This window comes from Bradyrhizobium sp. UFLA03-84 (genome assembly GCF_002289535.1).
Taxonomy (GTDB): Bacteria; Pseudomonadota; Alphaproteobacteria; order Rhizobiales; family Xanthobacteraceae; genus Bradyrhizobium; species Bradyrhizobium viridifuturi.
Genome location: NZ_NSJY01000013.1, coordinates 714,715 through 732,777, shown reverse-complemented (window position 1 = coordinate 732,777; position 18,063 = coordinate 714,715). Strand labels below are relative to the sequence as shown.

Here is an 18,063-nt window from a genome sequence, read left to right as displayed (position 1 = left end):
CGGGACGCAATTACGTTCTCCAGTATGTGATTTAGCTATACTAACATTTGGTTGCACTTTCGTTTAGTTTCAATTTGTCGCGCCGGCGCCGTGATTGCTCGCCATATGTATTGTTACGTGCATTGCCACGTAATGCTACGGTATCTGACGGCTGCATCTGCACATGCACGCAGCACCTCGACACCATCGGACCCCGGGTTTCTGCGGACACGGCATCAAAGATTTTGATCGCCCCATAACGCATCGCGCACCCGATAAGTTCGAGCGTCGCCATTCATCTGAATTGGCGTCGCTGATTCGCGAAAGCGTTTTCATAGTTTTCCTTAATCAAAGCCTCGCAACGTGGCGCCCTAGGTTGCGTTTCGAGGTGTCTCATGACCAAGTTTTTTCGCTGTCGAAGCGGCGCTTCTGCTGTCGAATTTGCGCTGATGCTGCCGCTGTTTCTCGCTTTTATTTTCGGCATCATTGTATTCGGTTCCTATCTCGCGATGGTGCATGGCGTTCAGCAGCTCGCCGCCGAAGCGGCGCGGTCGTCGATCGCCGGAATGACCGACACCGAGCGCAACAGCCTCGCAACCAGTTACGTCACCGCCAACGTATCGACCTATCCGCTGCTCGTTCCCAGCAATCTCACCGTCAATGCCGCGCCGTCGCCGTCGAACGCCAACGTCTACATCGTGACGCTGAACTACAACGCGGCCGGCAACTTCATCTACAGGCTGCCTTTCGTGCCGGCGCCCGCGAGCACCATCGTCCGCTCCGCGGCGATTCAGTATGGGGGGTTCTAGGATGAGCGGCATCCTCACACTGATGCGGCGCTTCGGCGCCGACGAGCGAGGAAACTTCGCGATGATCAGCGCCGGCCTGATGACGCTCCTGATCGGATGCGCCGGGCTTGCGATCGATCTCGGCACGATCTTCGCGGACCGGCGCAAGACCCAGAGCACCGCCGATCTCGCCGCGATCGTCGCCGCCGCCAATTTGAGCAACCCGGTCAACGCCGCCACCGCGACGGTGACGCAGAACAACTATCCGGCCAGCGCGCTGGTCAGCGTCGACACCGGGACCTACACCGCAAACAGCGCCATCGCACCGCAGTCCCGCTTCGTGACCCCGGCGGTCGGAATTCCGAATGCCGCGCGCGTCACGTTGACGACCCAGACCCCGCTCTACTTCGCGCGCTACATCACCGGCGCCAGCCACTTCAACATCACGACGACTGCCACCGCGACATCGACCGAGATGGCGACATTCGCGATCGGCTCGCGGCTGCTCTCGGTCAACGGCGGCGTGCTCAACGCATTGCTCGGCTCGATGCTCGGCACCACGCTGTCGCTCTCGGTGATGGACTACAACGCGCTGATCAGCGCCAAGATCGACGCGCTCGACTTCCTGTCGGCGCTGGCAACCCGGATCAACCTGACCGGCGTCACCTATAGCGACGTCCTGAGCAGCAACGTCAAGGTCGGTGATTTGATGGCGGCTGCGCTGACCACCCAACAGCTCACCAACGGCGCGGGCGCCGCGACCACCGCGCTGTCGACGATCTCGCAGGCCGTCACCGGCTCCTCGACCAAGGTTTCGCCGGGCACGCTGATCGACCTCGGCCCCTTCGCGAACCTCACGGTCGGGCAGAAACCAAAGGTCGGCGCCAGCGTCTCCGTATTCGACCTCGTCAACACGGTGGCGCAGATCGCCAACGGCAGCCATCAGATCGCAACCTCGGTCAATTTCGGCCTGCCCGGCATCGCCAACGTGTCGGTGATCGCGACGATCGGCGAGCGCCCGGTCGGCTCGAGCTGGATCGCGATGGGCACCCAGGGCGTGAGCGTGCACACCGCGCAGACCAGGATCCTGGCAACGGTCAACGTGCTCGGCTCCGGCAGCATCGCGTCGATCAATCTGCCTGTATATGTCGAGGTCGCCTCGGGGACCGCGACGCTCAACGCAGTGTCGTGCGGCCATCCGAACATCAGCACCTCGCAGGTCACGATCGGCGTGACGCCGGGCATCGTGGACGCCTGGATCGGCAACGTCACGGTCGCCGACATGACCAACTTCACGACCAAGCCCAATCCGCCGCCGGCAACGCTCGTCTCTGTGCTGGGGATCCCGATCACGGGCCTGGCCCATGTCGGCATGGGGAACACCACGTCGACCAACGTCAATTTCAGCTACAGCGACATCCAAGCAGGGACGAAGAAGACCGTAACGACGACCAACTTCCTCACCTCGCTGACATCAAGCCTGCTCGGTGACCTCACGCTCAACATCGCTGGCATTCCGATCCCGGGATTGGGCGCACTCGTCATGAGCATCCTGAGTGCCGTGACGAGCCCGATCGATCAGGTGCTGGCATCCCTGCTCTCGACGCTCGGCATCGGGCTCGGCCAGGTCGACGTCTGGGTGCTGGGCATCCGCTGCGACGGCGCGGTGCTGGTGAACTGAAGCACGATCCGCGACCAAATCGGGGCTGGGAGATTGCCGTGAGCACAACAATAAGAAGATACAAGACCGACAGCCAGCGAGCGGCCCTGATGAAGCGCGGCATGATCTTCTTCCGCAACACCAGCATCGGATGCGTTGTGCTCAACATCTCGACCGGAGGCGCGGGACTTGCGGTGGAAAGCGACGCCGCACTGCCATTCGCATTTGAACTCGAGATCGAGAGCGAGCCGATCCGGCGGCACTGCATTCTGGTCTGGCGCCTGGAGCGCCGGCTCGGCGTGACCTTCGAATTCGAGCGGATGCAGCGCCCCGAAGGCGGCCCCGTCTAGCCGATCACGGCGGTCACCCCGCATCACGGTGATCGACCCCAAGCCGCAGGCGCGGTCCGCGTCGGACCACCACGACGCGGCGGTTCGTTCCGGAACGATCGAACTGATTTCGCATCGTGGTTAGCAATCGCTGCGATATACCAGCTAATTGTCCCGATCGCCGTCGTGCTTCGACGGCGCCGGCTGCGTAGCGCTGACCGGGTCGGACGCCGGGAAGGTATCCTCAAGTCCCTCCTTCAGCCGCGAGCGCGCCTTGCGCTCGGCGGCCTGTGCCTCGTGCGGCTTCTCGGCATGCTTGTCATGCGCGGCGGGATCGAATTTGTCGGCCATGGCATCCCTCCATTCCAGTCCGATGCCCTTGGACAACGCGCCCACGCAAACCGGGGTTCCAGAACCGCCTTGGCCCGCTGCGCCGCAGCGTGTATCAGGAGCCAAATTTTGACCGTGATCAGGAACCCTCGCGTGCCCCAGGACCCCACCAAGAAGCCGCTCATCGACCTGCTGTCGGGCCAGCGGCAGGCCGCGCCGCCGCTCTGGATGATGCGGCAGGCCGGCCGCTATTTGCCCGAATATCGCGAGCTGCGCGCCAAAGCCGGCGGCTTCCTCGATCTCTGCTTCACGCCCGAATTCGCCACCGAGGTGACGCTGCAGCCGATCCGCAGGTTCAACTTCGACGCCGCGATCATCTTCTCCGACATCCTGGTGATCCCCTATGCGCTCGGCCGTTCGGTGCGCTTCGAGGCCGGCGAAGGCCCGCGGCTCGATCCGCTGGCGACGCCCGCCGAGATCGCGACGCTGGCAACGCAGGCCAATTTCGACCAGCTCGAGCCGGTCTTTGAGGCCCTGCGCCGCGTCCGGCGCGAGCTTGCGCCGCACATCGCGCTGATCGGCTTCTGCGGCGCACCGTGGACGGTTGCGACCTACATGGTGGCCGGACAGGGCACGCACGACCAGGCGCCGGCGCGGATGCTCGCCTATCGCCATCCGGACGCGTTTGCCAAGATCATCGACGTGCTGGTCGAGAACTCGATCCACTACCTGGTCGGCCAGCTCAAGGCCGGTGCCGACTGCCTGCAGATCTTCGACACCTGGGCCGGCGTGCTGCCACCGCGCGAGTTCGCCCGCTGGGCGATCGAGCCGACGAAACGCATCGTTGCCGGGGTGCGCAAGCAGGTCCCGGGCGCCAGGATCATCGGGTTTCCGCGCGGCGCGGCGGGCATGCTGCCGGCCTATATCGAAGAGACCGGCGTCGATGCCGTCTCGATCGATTGGGCGACCGAGCCGTCGATGATCCGCGAGCGGGTGCAGAGCCGCGTCGCCGTGCAGGGCAATCTCGATCCACTGGCGCTGATTGCCGGCGGCGCGGCGCTCGACCGCGCGGTCGACGATGTGCTGGAGAATTTCGGCCAGGGACGGCTGATCTTCAATCTCGGCCACGGCATCCTGCCGGAGACACCGATCGCCCATGTCGACCAGATGGTCGCGCGGGTGCGCGCTTATAAGGGGTGAGGCACAGCGCCCACTGCTCTATCTCCGTCACCCTGAGGTGGCCGCCTCCTCGGCGGCCCTCGAAGGGTCGACGGCCCGGCTGTGGCCGTGCATCCTTCGAGGCTCGCTGCGCTCGCACCTCCAGCGACAAAGGCTTCGCCTTTGCGCGGGGATGACGGATCACTCCTACCGCGCATCCTCCAGAATCATGTCGGACGCCTTCTCCGCGATCATGATCGTCGGCGCGTTGGTGTTGCCCGACATCAGGTCGGGCATCACGGACGCATCGACCACGCGCAGGCCCTCGACGCCGCGCACCTTGAGCCTGTTGTCGACGACGGCGAGTGCATCGTTGCCCATCCGGCAGGTCGAGGTCGGATGATAGACCGTGCTGCCGGTGCGGCGGCAGAAGTCGAGCAGATCGTCGTCGCTGACCACCTTGGCGCCGGGATCGACCTCTCCGACCGAGTATGATTTCAGCGCCGGTGCGGCCAGGATCTTGCGCAGGATACGGATGCCGTCGATGAAGGCGCGGCGATCGGTCTCGGTCGCGAGATAATTGATGCGGATTTCCGGCGGCACGCCCGGGTCGGCGCTCCTGATCTTCAGCGAGCCGCGACTCTCCGGGCGCAGCTGGCAGACCGACGCCGTGAAGCCCGAGAACGGGTGCAGCTTCTCGCCCATCTTGTCGGTCGAGAACGGCAGGAAATGGATCTGTATGTCGGGCGACGCCAGCCGCGGGCTGGTCTTGAAGAACGCACCCGAGGTGCCGGCCGCAATCGTCAGCGGCCCCTTGCGCAACGCCGCGTAGCGCAAGCCGGCCATCACCCGGCGCACCGGATTGTTGACGACGTCGTTCAGCGTCACGGTCTGCGCGCAGCGCGTGACGATGCGCACCTGCATGTGATCCTGCAAATCGTTGCCGACGCCGGGCGCGTCGAGCACGATCTCGATGCCGTGCTGCTTCAACAGATCGGCGGGGCCGACGCCGGAGAGCTGCAGCAATTGCGGCGAGTTGTACGCGCCGCTCGACACCAGCACCTCCTTGCGCGCCTTGGCCGTGCGCACTTGCCCATCCTGCTTGTACGCGACGCCGCTCGCGCGATTGCCGTCGAACAGGATGCGCTGCGCCAGCGCCGAGGTTTCGACATGCAGATTGCCGCGCGTCAGCGCCGGCCGCAGATAGGACCGCGCGGTCGAGGCGCGCCGGCCGCGCCGCGTCGTGGTCTGGAAGAAGCCCGCGCCCTCCTGGGTCGCGCCGTTGAAATCCGGATTGGTCGGAATGCCGACCTCGGCCGCGGCATGCACGAACGCTTCCGAGAGCGGATCGTGATGCCGCCAGTCCGACACCGGCAGCGGGCCGCCGGCACCGTGATACTTGTCGCCGCCGCGCTGCTGATCTTCCGCCTTCCGGAAATAGGGCAGCACGTCGTCATAGCCCCAGCCGGCATTGCCGCGCTGCCGCCAGCGATCGTAGTCCTCATGCTGGCCGCGCACATAGAGCAGGCCGTTGATCGAGCTCGAGCCGCCGAGCACCTTGCCGCGCGGCTGGAACACCTGCCGGCCGTTCAGGCCGGGCTCCGGCTCGGTCTGGTACATCCAGTTGACGGATTTTTCCTTGAACAGCTTGCCGTAGCCGAGCGGAACATGGATCCAGATGTTGGTGTCCTTCGGCCCGGCCTCGAGCAGCAGCACCGAATGCTTGCCGTCGGCGCTCAGGCGATTGGCGAGCACGCAGCCGGCCGAGCCGGCGCCGACGATGACGTAATCATATTCGGCCGCATCATTATTAATGTTCACTGGTTTCCCCCGGAATTTCTTTGTTCCGGTGGTACAGACAAAGCGCTGGCTTGAAAAGGCTAGCGCTCTGCGCTGAGGTTCTGGAGCAGTTGCCCGATAAGCATATTGAGCTCGTCGGCGCTGCCGGCGGCACCGAAGACGTAACGGTCGGGCCGCACGATGACCGCCGCGGCGCCGTGCTGCCGCATCCAGTCGGCGAACAGACCGTCACGCTCCACCGCGCGCAGAACGCCGTCGGCATCGCCGCTTTCACCTGATGCGGCAATGACGACGCGCTCGCCGGCCAGATGCAGCCAGGCGGCACGGGACGCGTCCGATAGCCACGCCATCGGCTCCGCAGCCGCTGTCACGATCGCAAATTCCGGCCTCAGCAGATCGTCGAGCCGGCATGTCCGACCGTCCGGCGCACGCACATGCGGCTGCACGAACAGCCGCCCGGCGAGAACAGCATCGCGCCCGATCAGACCGGAGACGAGATCGGGGATGAATTTCTGCCTGATGGTCTCGGCCTTGCCAGCCTTCAGCTCGGCGCGCAGCCGCAGGTCGCGCTCGGCTGCCGCAACCGGATCGAGTTCCCCGATGATCTTGCCGAACTCCTTGGCGCTGGCGACGACGGCGCGGACATGCGGCTTGCGCTCGATCTCGTAGCTGTCGAGCAGTGTCTCGGCGGCGTCGCCACGCAGCACCAGCCTCAGTTTCCAGGCCAGGTTCACGGCATCGCGGATGCCGGCGCACAGCCCCTGGCCGAGGAACGGCGGCGTCTGGTGCACGGCGTCGCCCATCAGCAGCACGCGGCGGTCGCGCCAGCGCTGCCCAAGCAAAGCGTGGAAGCGATAGACCGCCGAGCGCCAGATCGTGAGATCGGAGATGTCGGTGAAGCCCTGCAGCAAGCGCACGACATTGTCGGGTGCGCCGGCCGCCTCGGGATCCTCGCCCGGCAGCAGCTTGATCTCCCAGCGCCGCAGATTGCGCGGGCCCGGCACGAAGGTGCCGGGACGCGACGGCCAGCAATACTGAAAGCTCTTGGCCGGCCGCTTGGCAGGATCGCTGGTCAGCGTATCCACCACCATCCACCATTCATCGAAGGCGAGGTCGTCCAGGCCGATGTCGAGCTGCTTGCGGACGAAGCTGTTGGCGCCGTCGCAGCCGACCAGATAGCGCGCACGGATCGGGAACTCCTCACCTCGCTCGCGCCGCGCGGTCAACGTCACCGCGCCGTCGTCCTGCTCGAGCGCCACGCCGGCGGTCGCAAGGAAAACGTCGACATGCGGATATTCGGCAAGCTTGCCACGCAAGGCCTGCTCGAGGTCGGGCTGCACGAAGGTGACGTTCGGGATCCAGCCGAGCGGAAACGGCGGCGGCATCGGGTCGAAGATCTTGATGATCTCGCCGTCGACACCGAGATAGTGCGAGCCGTTATGCGGGGCGATCGCCTGCTCCATGAAATCGCCGAGCCCGATCGCCTGCAGCACGCGCAGCGCCTCGTGGTCGAGCGTGATCGCGCGCGGCTTGTCGTAGATGTCGGCAACGCGCTCGACGACGGCGACCTTCAGGCCTGCTTTCGCGAGCAGGTTGGCGAAGATGGCCCCGACCGGCCCGAGGCCGACGATTGTCGCATCGTAGATCGGATCATGCCCGGGGTTCGCGGCTGACATCGACATGCTACTTCGCGAGGTAGCTCTCGAGCGTCAGCGGCCGCGGCTTCAGCTGCGGCTCGCGGATCGGAACATCGGCAAACGGCGTCGCCTCCTCGAACCAGGCCTGCCGCGCCGGCAAGCCCCACGGAAACGAGATCTTGTGGTCGGACGGATCCCAGCCGATCGGCTCGTTCTCGATGTCCATGATCTGGTAGTGGGTGTTGAACAACTCGACGCGGTGCCCGTCGGGATCGCGCATATAGACATACATCGCGTGTCCCGGCCCGTGCCGCCCCGGACCGCGTTCGACGGCCGCGCCATGGCCGAGCTCGCCGGCGAGATCGCAGGCGTTCAGCAGATGGTGGACCTCGGGTGCGAGGAACGCGAAATGATGCAGCCGCGGTCCCGCGCCGTTGAAGAACACGATGTCGTGCGGATTGCCCTTGCGCTGCAGGAACACGCCGCGCAGATCGAAGGTGCCGGCCGGCGCGATGTACTCGCTGAGCCGGAAGCCTGCCGCGGTGTAGAACTCGCAGGCCTTGCGCACCTCCGGCGTCAGCACCTGATAATGATCGAGCCGCACCGCCGAGCCGCCGGCATGGCGGGTGAATTGGGTGATCATGCGCGGCTCGACCGGCATGGTCGCGCAGAACTCCAGCGGCGTGCCGGCCGGATCGGTCGCCTGCAAGGTGCGGCCCTGATATGGCACCTCGGCCCAAACGGCCCGGCAGCCCTGCGCTTCGAAGAAAGCCTTGAGCCGGTCGAGGTCGTCGTCCCTGAACACCCGCAGACCGAGCTGCGTGCAGACGGCGCCCTCGCCCTTACGCAACACGAGGCTGTGATGACAGGCCTCCTCGACGCCGCGGAAGTAGAGCGCATCGCCCTCCTCCGCGGTCAGGATTAGCCCGATCACTTTTTCGTAGAACTGCCGGCTCGCCGCGAGGTCACGGACGGTCAGGACGACATGGCTCGCCCGCGTGATCCGGAACCCGGGATCGTGGTTCGTGGTCGGCAGGCCCATGCGCACCTTCTGGGTTTTTCGTTCGCTGGAACCCAACTCATTGCGAAAAAACGGCTGCCGATCAAGCCGCGCTTGGATCGGCCGTGACATCACATCACGCTGCTGTATCGACCCATAAGCGATGCCCCCGGTGGAGCGGCGCCGCATGCCGCGTGGTCGGGTCCGTTCCAATAGTTCATAGTTTGTCAAAGGTTTGCAGAGAATTCTTGGTCGTCGCGCCATGGTCAATCGCAGTGGCGACGTAGTGATGCGCAGGCAACGTGGTGAGATGCGTACCTATCTCAGATCATATTTCGCGGCCCTGTTCGCCGGTGACCTCGCGGCCTTCGGCGCACCACCGACGGATGAAGCACTTGCCGGCCACATCCGCGCCGAGCAGGTGTCGCTCGTCCTCGGCTATTCCTTCGGCATCATGCTGGCCAACGCCTGCAACGCGCTGGTGCTCGCCATTGCACTCTGGCAATCGCCGGACTGGGCCTTTGCGCTGGTGTGGGCCGCCGCCGTAAGCAGCGCCGCACTGTTCTTCGGCCTGCAGGCGCGCGCCTCGCGCCGCATCGCCAAGCCGCAATTCGTCTCGCGCCGGACCATGTACCGGCTGGTCCGCAATGCGCTGGCGCTCGGCGCCGCCTGGGGCGTCGTCCCGGTCGCCTTCTTCGCCAATGCATCGAGCGGCGCACAATTGGTGATCACCTGCCTTTGCGCGGGAATGCTGGCCGGCGGCGCGTTCGCTTTCTCCACCATCCCGATCGCCGCGATTGCGTTCACCGCACCGATCTTCGTCGGCACCGCGATCTGCCTCGGCCGCGACGGCGACTTCATCTATCTGCTGATGGCGGTCCTCGTGCTGGTCTACGGCTCCGTGCTGCTGCGCGGCGTGTTCGTCAATGCGTTCGAGTTCCGCCGCCGCATCATCGCCCAGCACGAGGCGGAGCGGACGGTGCGGCAGGATCCGCTGACGCATCTGCCGAACCGCGTCGCCTTCAACGAGGCGCTCAACGGCGCGCTGAGCCGGCTGTCGCGCTCGGGCGAGGAATTCGCCGTGCTGCTGCTCGATCTCGATCGCTTCAAGGAGATCAACGACAGGTACGGCCATCCGGCAGGCGACGAGTTCCTGGTGCAGGCGGCAGCCCGGCTGCAGCGCTGCACGCGCGCGGCCGAGCATGTCGCGCGGATCGGCGGCGACGAGTTCGCCCTCATCATGTCCAACCTGACGCGGCCCGAGGATGCGCTTGCGATCGCCGAACGGTTCGTGGCGGCGTTTGCCGATCCATTCCCGATCGACGGCTTCGAGATATCAGGCGCGATCAGCATCGGCATCGTGCTCGCGCCCCGGGACGGCAGCACGTCCCACGACCTGCTCAAGCATGTCGACATCGCGCTCTACCGGGCGAAGAAATCCGGCCCCGGCACCATCTGCTTCTTCGAGGCCGGTGACGACCAATCGGCACGCGACCGCCGCGCATTGCAGCGCGATCTGGAACAGGCGATCGAGGCGAACCAGCTGTTTCTGGTCTACCAGCCGTTCCTCGACATCCGCAAAGGCCGCATCACCGGCTTCGAGGCGCTGCTACGCTGGCAGCATCCGGTGCGCGGCCTGATCCCGCCGAGCGTCTTCATTCCGATCGCCGAGGAGAGCGGCCTGATCCACCAGCTCGGCGAGTGGGTGATCCGCCACGCCTGCGCGATGCTGTCGCGCTGGCCTGACGACATCAGGATCGCGGTCAATTTCTCCGCGGTCCAGTTCCAGAACGTCGGCATCCTGCAGACCATCGTCGAGGCGCTTGCCGAGGCCAACGTCGCGCCGAACAGGCTCGAGATCGAGATCACCGAATCGATGCTGATCTCGAAATACGGATCGGCGCCCGCGATCCTGAACGGGCTGCTCGAACTCGGCCTGACCGTCGCGCTCGACGATTTCGGCACCGGCTTCTCGTCGCTGACCTATCTGCGCAAGCTGCCGTTCAGCCGGATCAAGATCGACCAATCCTTTATCCGGGACATGCTGACCCAGCCGGATTGCGCCGCGATCGTCAAATCGGTGATCGCCCTCGCGCAGGACCTGCAGATCGGCGTCGTGGCCGAGGGCGTCGAGACTGCCGATCAGCTCGAATATCTGCGCCAGACCAGTTGCGACGAGGTCCAGGGCTATCTGATCGGCCGGCCGATGTCGGGCAGCGAGATCGCCGCGCTGCTCGATCACGATCCGCGGCACTCGGTGCACGCGGCGTAACCTGAGCGGACGCCCGCCCGCGTCAGGGCGCGTCGGCGCGATGCAGCGTGTCAACCGTGATGGTGCCGCGCGCACGGGAGACGCAGGCGCAGATCTTGCGGCTCGCCTGCTTCTGGTGCTCGCTGAAGAAGACGTCGCGATGGTCGATTTCGCCGTCGACATCGACCACGTCGAGCGCACAGACGCCGCACTCGCCGCGCCGGCAGTCGCTCATCACCTCATGGCCGGCTTCGTTGAGCACGTCGAGCATCGAGCGGTCGCGCGGGATGATGAACTCGGTGCCCTCGTCCCTCAGCCGGACGCGGAACGCCTCGGTCGGCAGCAGCCCGCTCGATCCGAAGGTCTCGTAGCGCAAATCGGTCATCGGGCGGCCTGACGCCTCCCAGGCGCGCCGCGCCGCATCGAGCATCCGCATCGGGCCGCAGAACAACGTCATTGTATCCTGCGGCAAGGCCGCGAACACTCCATCGAAGTCGAGCCGCCTGCCCTCGTCACCGGCATGGACGACGAGGCGGTCGCCGAGCAGACCATCCAGCCTGTCGAGATAGGCCGCATCGCTGCGGGCGCGCACGGCATAATGCAGCCTTACCCCGGCGTCGCGGCGGGCCAGCGCCTGCGCCGCACCGACGATCGGCGTGATGCCGATGCCGCCTGCGATCAGGCAGAACTGCCGGCGCGTCCAGTCGAGCTGCACCAGCGAGGTCGGCAGCGTGATGTTGAGCCGCGCCCCCGGCGCGAGCGACCACATATAGCGCGAGCCGCCGCGGGAATCCGCTGCGTGCCGCACCGCGATCCGAAAACCCTGCGGGTCGACTTCGCCGACCAGCGAATAGGAGCGGGTCTGCGGCTGGCCGTCGATCGTGACGCCGACATCGATATGGCTGCCGACGGGATAGGGCGCGCCGGCGAAACCGTCGGGCCGCAGCAGGAATTCGCGGATGCCCGGCGTGAGGTCGCGCACAGCGACCAACGTGGCGGATGTCCAGGTTTCGATGAATCGCATGGCGCGCTCCGTTCAGCCGGCCGAGATCAGTGCCAGTGCCGGCAGCAGATCGAGATGGGTGCGGTTGCGCAGTGCAAGCCGCAGATTGCGCGCCGCAAGCCTTGCATGCTCGCGCATGATCGCCTCGGCGCGGGCGCCCTCGCGGTTCTCGATGGCGTCGACCACGACGCGATGGTGGTCCTGCGCGATCAGCAGAATCTGGCGCGCCTCGGGCAAGGCCGATTGCGCCATCACGAAGCCGCTCGGCGAAGCGAACGGCAGCGCCGAGGCGCGGTCGATCTGCCGGATCAGCGGCGGACTGCGCGACAGCTCGGCCAACAACGCGTGGAAGCGCGCGTTGAGCGCGACATAGGACGAAAACGCTTCCATCGAGATCGGCTCCTGTCGCACCAGGGCGTCGATCTCATTGAGGCATTCCTTCAACGGCTCGAGATCGCGCGACGAGACGCCGCGCTCGGCGGCAAAGCGTGCGGCCAATCCCTCCAGCGTGCCGCGCAGCTCGATCGAATCGAGAATGTCGCGCTCGGAGAATGCCTTGACCATGAAGCCGCCGGACGGGATCGCCTCCAGCAGGCCTTCCTCTTCCAGCCGGACCAGCGCCATCCGCACCGGCGTGCGCGACACCCCGGTGACCTCGACCGCCTGCAATTCCGAGATGCGCTCGCCCGGCCGCAGGCCGCCGGAAACAATCAGTTCACGCAGCGCGAGCTGCGCCCGCACAGTCTGCGACACTGAACGCTCGGCCTCGCGCTCCGCCATGCCGCCTACTCCGCCGCCTGCAGCTGCTGCGGCGGATTTTCCTTCGCCACCATGCGGTCGATGACGCGGCGTGCCCACATCGCGCCCGCATCGATGTTGAGATTGTAGAACACGCGGTCCGGATTCTCGTCCATCGCGCGCTGCTGCGCCTCCAGGATGATCTCGTCCTCATGGAAGATGCCGGCGACGCCGTCGCGGATTTCGCTGGTCAGGCGCTGCTCGGTGATGCGGTGATTGCGGACGAAGGCCCAGAAGTAGTGGCAGGTCTTCTCGGTCTCCGGCGTGATGGTGTTGAGCACATAGCCATTGACGCCCTGCGAGCGATCGCCCTCCGGCGCGCCCGATCCGGCCGGTGCGACACCGACGTCGATATTGACGGTGCACGGTGCCTCGAAACGGATGATCTGCCAGCGATCGACCGGACCCGGCTTCTGCAACTGCCTGGCCCAGAACGGCGGCGCCTCGATGCCCTGCATCCAGCGCGTGACGGTCACGGTCTTCTCGCCGTGGGTGACGTCGAACGGCGCTTCGGCGACCGCGTCATTGCCGATGCTCGAGCCGTGCACGAAGGTCTCGTGCGTCAGGTCCATCAGATTGTCGACGACGAGGCGATAGTCGCATTTGACGTGAATGGTCTTGCCGTCGCCGGCCCAGGCCGGATCATGATTCCAGCGCATATCGGGCACCAGCGCCGGATCGGCCAGCGCGGGATCGCCCATCCAGAGCCAGATGAAGCGATGGCGCTCGACGACGGGATAGGCGCGCACGCAGGCCGACGGATTGATCGTCTCCTGCGAGGGCATGAATGTGCAGCGGCCCTGCGCATTGTATTTCAGGCCGTGATAGCCGCAGACCACGGTGTCGCCGTCGAGCCTGCCCTTGGAGAGCGGCACCAGGCGATGCCAGCAGGCGTCCTCGAGCGCCACCACCTCGCCGTCGCCCTTGCGGTACATCACGACGTGCTTGCCGCAGATCGTTCGCGGCAACAGAGCATGCTTGATCTCGGCGTCCCAGCCGGCCGCGTACCACGCGTTCATGGGAAAGGGCTTTGGCACGAGATTCCTCCCTCTTGTGAATTCATACTGTATACATTAGCGTCGGAAATCTGGCAATCTATCTAGGAAATTCGATGGATAAAGCCCGCATAAGTCATATTCAGTATACATCTAGAGGCAGAACCAGATCGTTCGGCCAGGAAAATCGATTTTCGATTGACGACGATAGGGGCGTCCGCCAGTCTGCAAGGCCATGAACATCGGGTTGAGTTTTCGCGAGGGCTTGGCCGGCGACGGGCCGCGAAGCCTGACATCGGCGGTTCAGGAGCGGCTACGGGCCGACATCCTGTCGACCCGGCTGCTTCCGGGCCAGAAGCTGCACATCGCAGGGCTCGCCAAGCAGTTCTCGGTCAGCCTCGCCGCCGTCCGCGAGGCATTGTCGCGCCTGGTGGCCGACGGCCTGGTGCAGGCCTCCGACCAGCGCGGCTTTCGCGTCTGTCCGGTCTCGCTCGCCGATCTCGCCGATGTCACGCAGACCCGGATCGACATCGAGGGATTGGCATTGCGGCGCTCGATCGAGCGCGGCGACGAGGCCTGGCTGTCGTCGGTCGCCGCGGCCTGGGAATCGCTGAAGGCCGTGCCGCATCGCTATCCCGACGACCCCACCGTGCATTACGAGGAATGGGTGGTCCGCCACCGCATTTTCCATCGCGCGCTGGTCAACGCCTGCGGGTCGCAATGGCTGCTCGGCTTCCGCGACGTGCTGCATGAGCAGAGCGAGCGCTACCGGCGGCTTTCGATCCGCCGCGAGGTCGGCAGGGCGCGCGACGTCCAGGCCGAGCACGCCGCGATTGTGGACGCGGTTTTCGCGCGCGATGCGGATGCGGCAGTTCGCGCATTGTCAAAGCACTTCGGCACCACCAGGGAATTCGTCGAGCTCGCGGCGCCGCGCATTGCGGAGGTCAACGGCACGTCCTGATCCACGGCGCGCAAAGCGCCGAAATAACAACAATCGATATCCGGGAGAAACAGAACCATGAGCATCACGCGACGCCGCGCGCTGGCAACCCTGATCGCCACCACCCTGCTGGCCGGCCCGGCCTTCGCGACCGACACGATCCGCGTCGGGCTGCCGACCAAAACCTATTGGCCGACGACGATCGCCGAGACCGCGGTCCGCCAGAAGCTGTTCGAGAAGGAAGGCATCAAGGCCGAGCTGACCGTCTACCGCAGCGGCGCCGAGACGTTCGAGGGCATGGCGGCAGGCGCCGCCGACATCATCCTCGATCCGCCGTCGCTGGTATCAGCCGGCCGCAAGAAAGGCGTGATGTCGCGGATCGTCGCCAATGCTGCGATGGGCAATTTCGGCTGGCAGCTGATGGTGCCCGCCAAGTCGACGCTCGAGGTCAAGGATCTCAACGGCAAGAAGGTCGGGATCACCGCGGCGGGCTCCGGCTCCGACCTGCTCGCGCTCTGGACCATCCAGGACAAGAAGATCGACTTCACCCGCGTGCCGGTCGGCGGCGGCGGCCTGGTGCCGAACCTGCTCGCCGGTAACGTCGATGCCGCGGTGGTCTATTCGCCGCTCAGCTTCCAGGTCGCCAAGTCGGGCGAAGCGAAGACCATTCTCGACTATGCGACCGCGGCGCCGCCGAACCTCACCGCGGGCTGGATCGTGCTCGACAAGTTCGCCGAGGCCAAGCCGGACGTGGTGCAGAAGGCCGTCAATGCGCTCTATGGCGCCTTGCAGTTCATGCGCGCCAACCGCGACGCCACCGTAAAGCTGATCGCCGATCTCTACGAGATGCCGCCCGAAATCGCTGCGATGGAATACGACAACACCATCATGAAGCTCGAGACCGACGGCGACATGGGCGCGGCCAATGTGCCGGCGGCCGTGCAGCTGTCGCTCGATCTCGCCAAGCTCGGCGGACTGAAGGACATCGTTCCGGTCGAGGACGTGATCTCGACCAAGTTCAAGCCGGTTCCGACCAAGCCATAGGATGCAGGCCACCATCACCATCAAGCTCGCGCGGGTCGCGATCGTGATCGCGATCTTCGCGCTGTGGGAAATGCTGTCGCGGACCGGGGTCGTCAATCCGCGCCTGCTGCCGTCGGCATCGGATACGTTCGCAACGCTCGGCGACCTGCTGCAACGGTCGAGCGTCCGGACCGACCTGCTGGTGACCGCGACCGAGGTGTTGGCCGCCTTCGCGCTGGCGGTGCCGATGGGTGCGCTGATCGGCTTCCTGATCGCGGAGAACCGCTATTTTGCCGATGTGGCGAAGCCATTGCTGTTCTTTGCCTTCAGCATCCCGAAATCGATCTTCCTGCCCATGTTCATCCTGGTGTTCGGCGTCGGCTTCGCCCAGAAGGTCGGGTTCGGTTTCTTCTCGACGATCTTCATCGTGATCATGTCGACCACGACGGCGGTGGAATCGGTCAAAGTCGAGCACCTGACGGTCGCCCGCTCCTACGGCGCCACGCGCGCGCAGACAGCATTCCGCGTCTATCTGCCGAGCATGCTGCCGGTGCTGCTGGAAGCGCTGCGGATCTCGATGATCTTCAACCTGACCGGCGTGATCCTCGCCGAGATGTATGCCTCGCGCGACGGCATCGGCCACCAGATCGCGACCTGGGGTGAGAATTTCCAGATGAAGCAGCTGCTCGCTGGCGTCGTAATGGTCGCCGCGATCGCCATGACCTTCAATGAACTGATCAGATGGGTGGAAACACGATGCAGCCACTGGCGAACGTGACACCGTTGAAGCCGCCGCCGCGCGCCGGCGCGATCGAGGTGAGGAATGTCGGCCAGGTATTCCGGACCAGGTCCCAGGACGTCGTCGCGCTGGAGGATGTCTCGCTCGACATCAAGCCGGGACGCTTCGTCGTGTTGGTCGGCCCGAGCGGCTGCGGCAAGTCCACGCTGCTGATGATGATGGCCGGACTGCGCGCGCAGACCACGGGCACCATCACCATCAACGGCGCACCGATCCCGCAGCCCGATCCGGACCGCGTCGGTGTGGTGTTCCAGGAGGCGAGCCTGTTTCCATGGCTGACCGCCGAAGACAATGTCGAGTTTCCGCTGGCACTGCGCGGCGTCGCCAAGCCGGAGCGCCGGGCCAAGGCGCAGGATGCGCTCAAGCTGGTCGGCCTCGAAGGCTTCGGCAAGCGCCACCCGCACGAACTGTCCGGCGGCATGAAGCAGCGCGTCTCGATCGCGCGCGGCCTGGTGCAGGATCCGCCGGTGCTATTGATGGACGAGCCGTTCGCCGCGCTCGACGAACAGACCCGCATGACGATGGGCGACGAGCTGCTGCGGATCTGGGCCGCGACCGGCAAGACCGTCGTGTTCGTCACCCACAGCCTGACCGAGGCGGTCTATCTCGCCGACGAGGTGATCGTGATGTCGCCGCGGCCGGGCCGCATCGTCGATCAGCTGCAGGTTAGCTTGCCGCGGCCGCGGACCTACGAGATGTTGAGCGGAGATGCGTTCGGCGCGCTGCGCGACCGCATCTGGCGGCACATCCGCAAATCGGCGTGAGACGGCGATGAGCGCGAAAGCCCTTCGCCATCTGATCGTGATCGGCCTGCTCGTGCTGTGGGAGCTGCTGCCGCGCACCAGCCTGGTCCCCGAGTTGTTCCTGCCGTCGCTGTCCTCGACCCTGCTCGCCGGCTGGAACGAGGCCGCCGAATATGGCCACGCGCTGGCGGTGACGCTCTACGAGGTCGCGGTGTCGATGGCGTTCGCCTGCGGCGGCGGCATCCTGCTCGGTGCCATCGTCGGCAGCCTGCCGCGCCCGCGGCTGCTGATCATGCCGATGGTCTCCAGCCTCTATGCGGTGCCGCTCGTGATCCTCTACCCGGTGTTCACCGTGTGGCTCGGCATCGGCTCGGAATCCAAGATCGCCTTCGCCTCGATCTACGGTTTCCTGCCGACCATGCTGGCGACGGCGGCCGGGATCCAGACCATCGACCCGCAGCTGCTGCTCGCCGCCCGCAGCATGGGCGCGACGCTGAGCCAGCGGCTGGTCCGCGTCATCATTCCCGCCGCGATCCCGACCGTGCTGTCGGGCCTGCGGATCGGCGGTGCGCTGGTCATCGTCGGCGTGGTGGTCTCGGAGATGCTGATCTCCTCGGCGGGGATCGGTTATCTGATCTCGCGTTACCGCACCATTCTCGACAGCCCGCACGTGTTCGCCGGCGTGCTGCTGGTGTTGTTCATGGCGGTCGCCTTCAACACCGCGATCCGCTGGGTCGAGCGCAAGGCCGCGATCTGGCAGACCGGAACCCGCGCTGGCCAGGGCGCCGCCGACGAGGTCGGCTCCGGCGCGATGCAGCCGGCGACGTAAG

The 18,063-nt window shown here is 65.7% G+C and carries 17 protein-coding genes; 10 read left to right on the top strand and 7 right to left on the bottom strand.

Annotated elements, in window-relative coordinates; translation table 11 throughout:
* Positions 1–374: 374 nt before the first annotated feature.
* From CK489_RS17555 to CK489_RS17545, 3 genes are read left to right on the top strand one after another with little or no spacing between them, the layout of a single operon-like run.
* Positions 375–788: a TadE/TadG family type IV pilus assembly protein gene (locus CK489_RS17555; RefSeq protein ID WP_050627155.1), complete on the top strand. Its 414-nt coding sequence runs from the start codon at positions 375–377 to the stop codon at positions 786–788.
* 1 nt (position 789) lies between these two features.
* A complete protein-coding gene (locus tag CK489_RS17550) occupies positions 790–2,448 on the top strand; it encodes a pilus assembly protein TadG-related protein (RefSeq protein ID WP_095733120.1) in 1,659 nt (552 codons plus the stop codon).
* A gap of 38 nt (positions 2,449–2,486) precedes the next feature.
* Entirely contained in the window at positions 2,487–2,777 is a 291-nt protein-coding gene (locus tag CK489_RS17545) for a PilZ domain-containing protein (RefSeq protein ID WP_245350403.1), read from the top strand.
* Positions 2,778–2,921: 144 nt separating this feature from the next.
* Here CK489_RS17545 and CK489_RS17540 read toward each other — a convergent pair whose 3' ends face one another.
* Positions 2,922–3,107, bottom strand: a complete 186-nt coding sequence (locus CK489_RS17540) for a hypothetical protein (protein ID WP_095733118.1) — start codon at positions 3,105–3,107, stop codon at positions 2,922–2,924.
* Positions 3,108–3,239: 132 nt separating this feature from the next.
* Here CK489_RS17540 and hemE point away from each other — a divergent pair, with 132 nt between their 5' ends.
* A complete protein-coding gene (gene hemE / locus CK489_RS17535; RefSeq protein ID WP_095733117.1) occupies positions 3,240–4,286 on the top strand; it encodes a uroporphyrinogen decarboxylase in 1,047 nt (348 codons plus the stop codon).
* A 165-nt stretch (positions 4,287–4,451) separates the two neighbouring features.
* On the opposite strand, the gene CK489_RS17530 is transcribed toward hemE, so the two are convergent.
* From CK489_RS17530 to CK489_RS17520, 3 genes are read right to left on the bottom strand one after another with little or no spacing between them, the layout of a single operon-like run.
* Positions 4,452–6,065 carry a GMC family oxidoreductase gene (locus CK489_RS17530; RefSeq protein WP_095733116.1) on the bottom strand — a complete coding sequence of 538 codons (1,614 nt, stop codon included), beginning with the start codon at positions 6,063–6,065 and terminating at the stop codon, positions 4,452–4,454.
* Between the two features lie 59 nt (positions 6,066–6,124).
* On the bottom strand, positions 6,125–7,726 hold the full coding sequence (gene mhpA / locus CK489_RS17525; RefSeq protein ID WP_095733115.1) for a bifunctional 3-(3-hydroxy-phenyl)propionate/3-hydroxycinnamic acid hydroxylase MhpA: 1,602 nt from the start codon (positions 7,724–7,726) through the stop codon (positions 6,125–6,127).
* A 1-nt stretch (position 7,727) separates the two neighbouring features.
* Positions 7,728–8,723, bottom strand: a complete 996-nt coding sequence (locus CK489_RS17520; RefSeq protein WP_095733681.1) for a VOC family protein — start codon at positions 8,721–8,723, stop codon at positions 7,728–7,730.
* A gap of 268 nt (positions 8,724–8,991) precedes the next feature.
* Between CK489_RS17520 and CK489_RS17515 the strand changes: the two genes are divergently transcribed.
* The gene (locus tag CK489_RS17515; protein WP_095733680.1) at positions 8,992–10,953 is read left to right on the top strand and encodes a putative bifunctional diguanylate cyclase/phosphodiesterase; all 1,962 of its coding nucleotides are present in this window, start codon (positions 8,992–8,994) and stop codon (positions 10,951–10,953) included.
* A gap of 22 nt (positions 10,954–10,975) precedes the next feature.
* Here CK489_RS17515 and CK489_RS17510 read toward each other — a convergent pair whose 3' ends face one another.
* From CK489_RS17510 to CK489_RS17500, 3 genes are read right to left on the bottom strand one after another with little or no spacing between them, the layout of a single operon-like run.
* A complete protein-coding gene (locus tag CK489_RS17510) occupies positions 10,976–11,956 on the bottom strand; it encodes a PDR/VanB family oxidoreductase (protein WP_095733114.1) in 981 nt (326 codons plus the stop codon).
* A 12-nt stretch (positions 11,957–11,968) separates the two neighbouring features.
* Positions 11,969–12,715 (bottom strand): GntR family transcriptional regulator, encoded by a 747-nt coding sequence (locus CK489_RS17505; RefSeq protein ID WP_095733113.1) that lies wholly within the window; start codon positions 12,713–12,715, stop codon positions 11,969–11,971.
* Positions 12,716–12,720: 5 nt separating this feature from the next.
* A complete protein-coding gene (locus tag CK489_RS17500) occupies positions 12,721–13,770 on the bottom strand; it encodes an aromatic ring-hydroxylating dioxygenase subunit alpha (RefSeq protein WP_198960946.1) in 1,050 nt (349 codons plus the stop codon).
* Between the two features lie 193 nt (positions 13,771–13,963).
* Here CK489_RS17500 and CK489_RS17495 point away from each other — a divergent pair, with 193 nt between their 5' ends.
* From CK489_RS17495 to CK489_RS17475, 5 genes are read left to right on the top strand one after another with little or no spacing between them, the layout of a single operon-like run.
* The gene (locus CK489_RS17495) at positions 13,964–14,689 is read left to right on the top strand and encodes a GntR family transcriptional regulator (RefSeq protein WP_095733111.1); all 726 of its coding nucleotides are present in this window, start codon (positions 13,964–13,966) and stop codon (positions 14,687–14,689) included.
* Between the two features lie 57 nt (positions 14,690–14,746).
* Positions 14,747–15,712 (top strand): ABC transporter substrate-binding protein, encoded by a 966-nt coding sequence (locus CK489_RS17490; protein WP_095733110.1) that lies wholly within the window; start codon positions 14,747–14,749, stop codon positions 15,710–15,712.
* A gap of 1 nt (position 15,713) precedes the next feature.
* Positions 15,714–16,469: an ABC transporter permease gene (locus CK489_RS17485; RefSeq protein ID WP_095733109.1), complete on the top strand. Its 756-nt coding sequence runs from the start codon at positions 15,714–15,716 to the stop codon at positions 16,467–16,469.
* Entirely contained in the window at positions 16,448–17,254 is an 807-nt protein-coding gene (locus tag CK489_RS17480; RefSeq protein ID WP_245350402.1) for an ABC transporter ATP-binding protein, read from the top strand. Before CK489_RS17485 ends, CK489_RS17480 begins: the two co-directional genes overlap by 22 nt.
* Before the next feature lie 7 nt (positions 17,255–17,261).
* Positions 17,262–18,062 carry an ABC transporter permease gene (locus CK489_RS17475; protein WP_095733107.1) on the top strand — a complete coding sequence of 267 codons (801 nt, stop codon included), beginning with the start codon at positions 17,262–17,264 and terminating at the stop codon, positions 18,060–18,062.
* Position 18,063 lies beyond the last annotated feature (1 nt).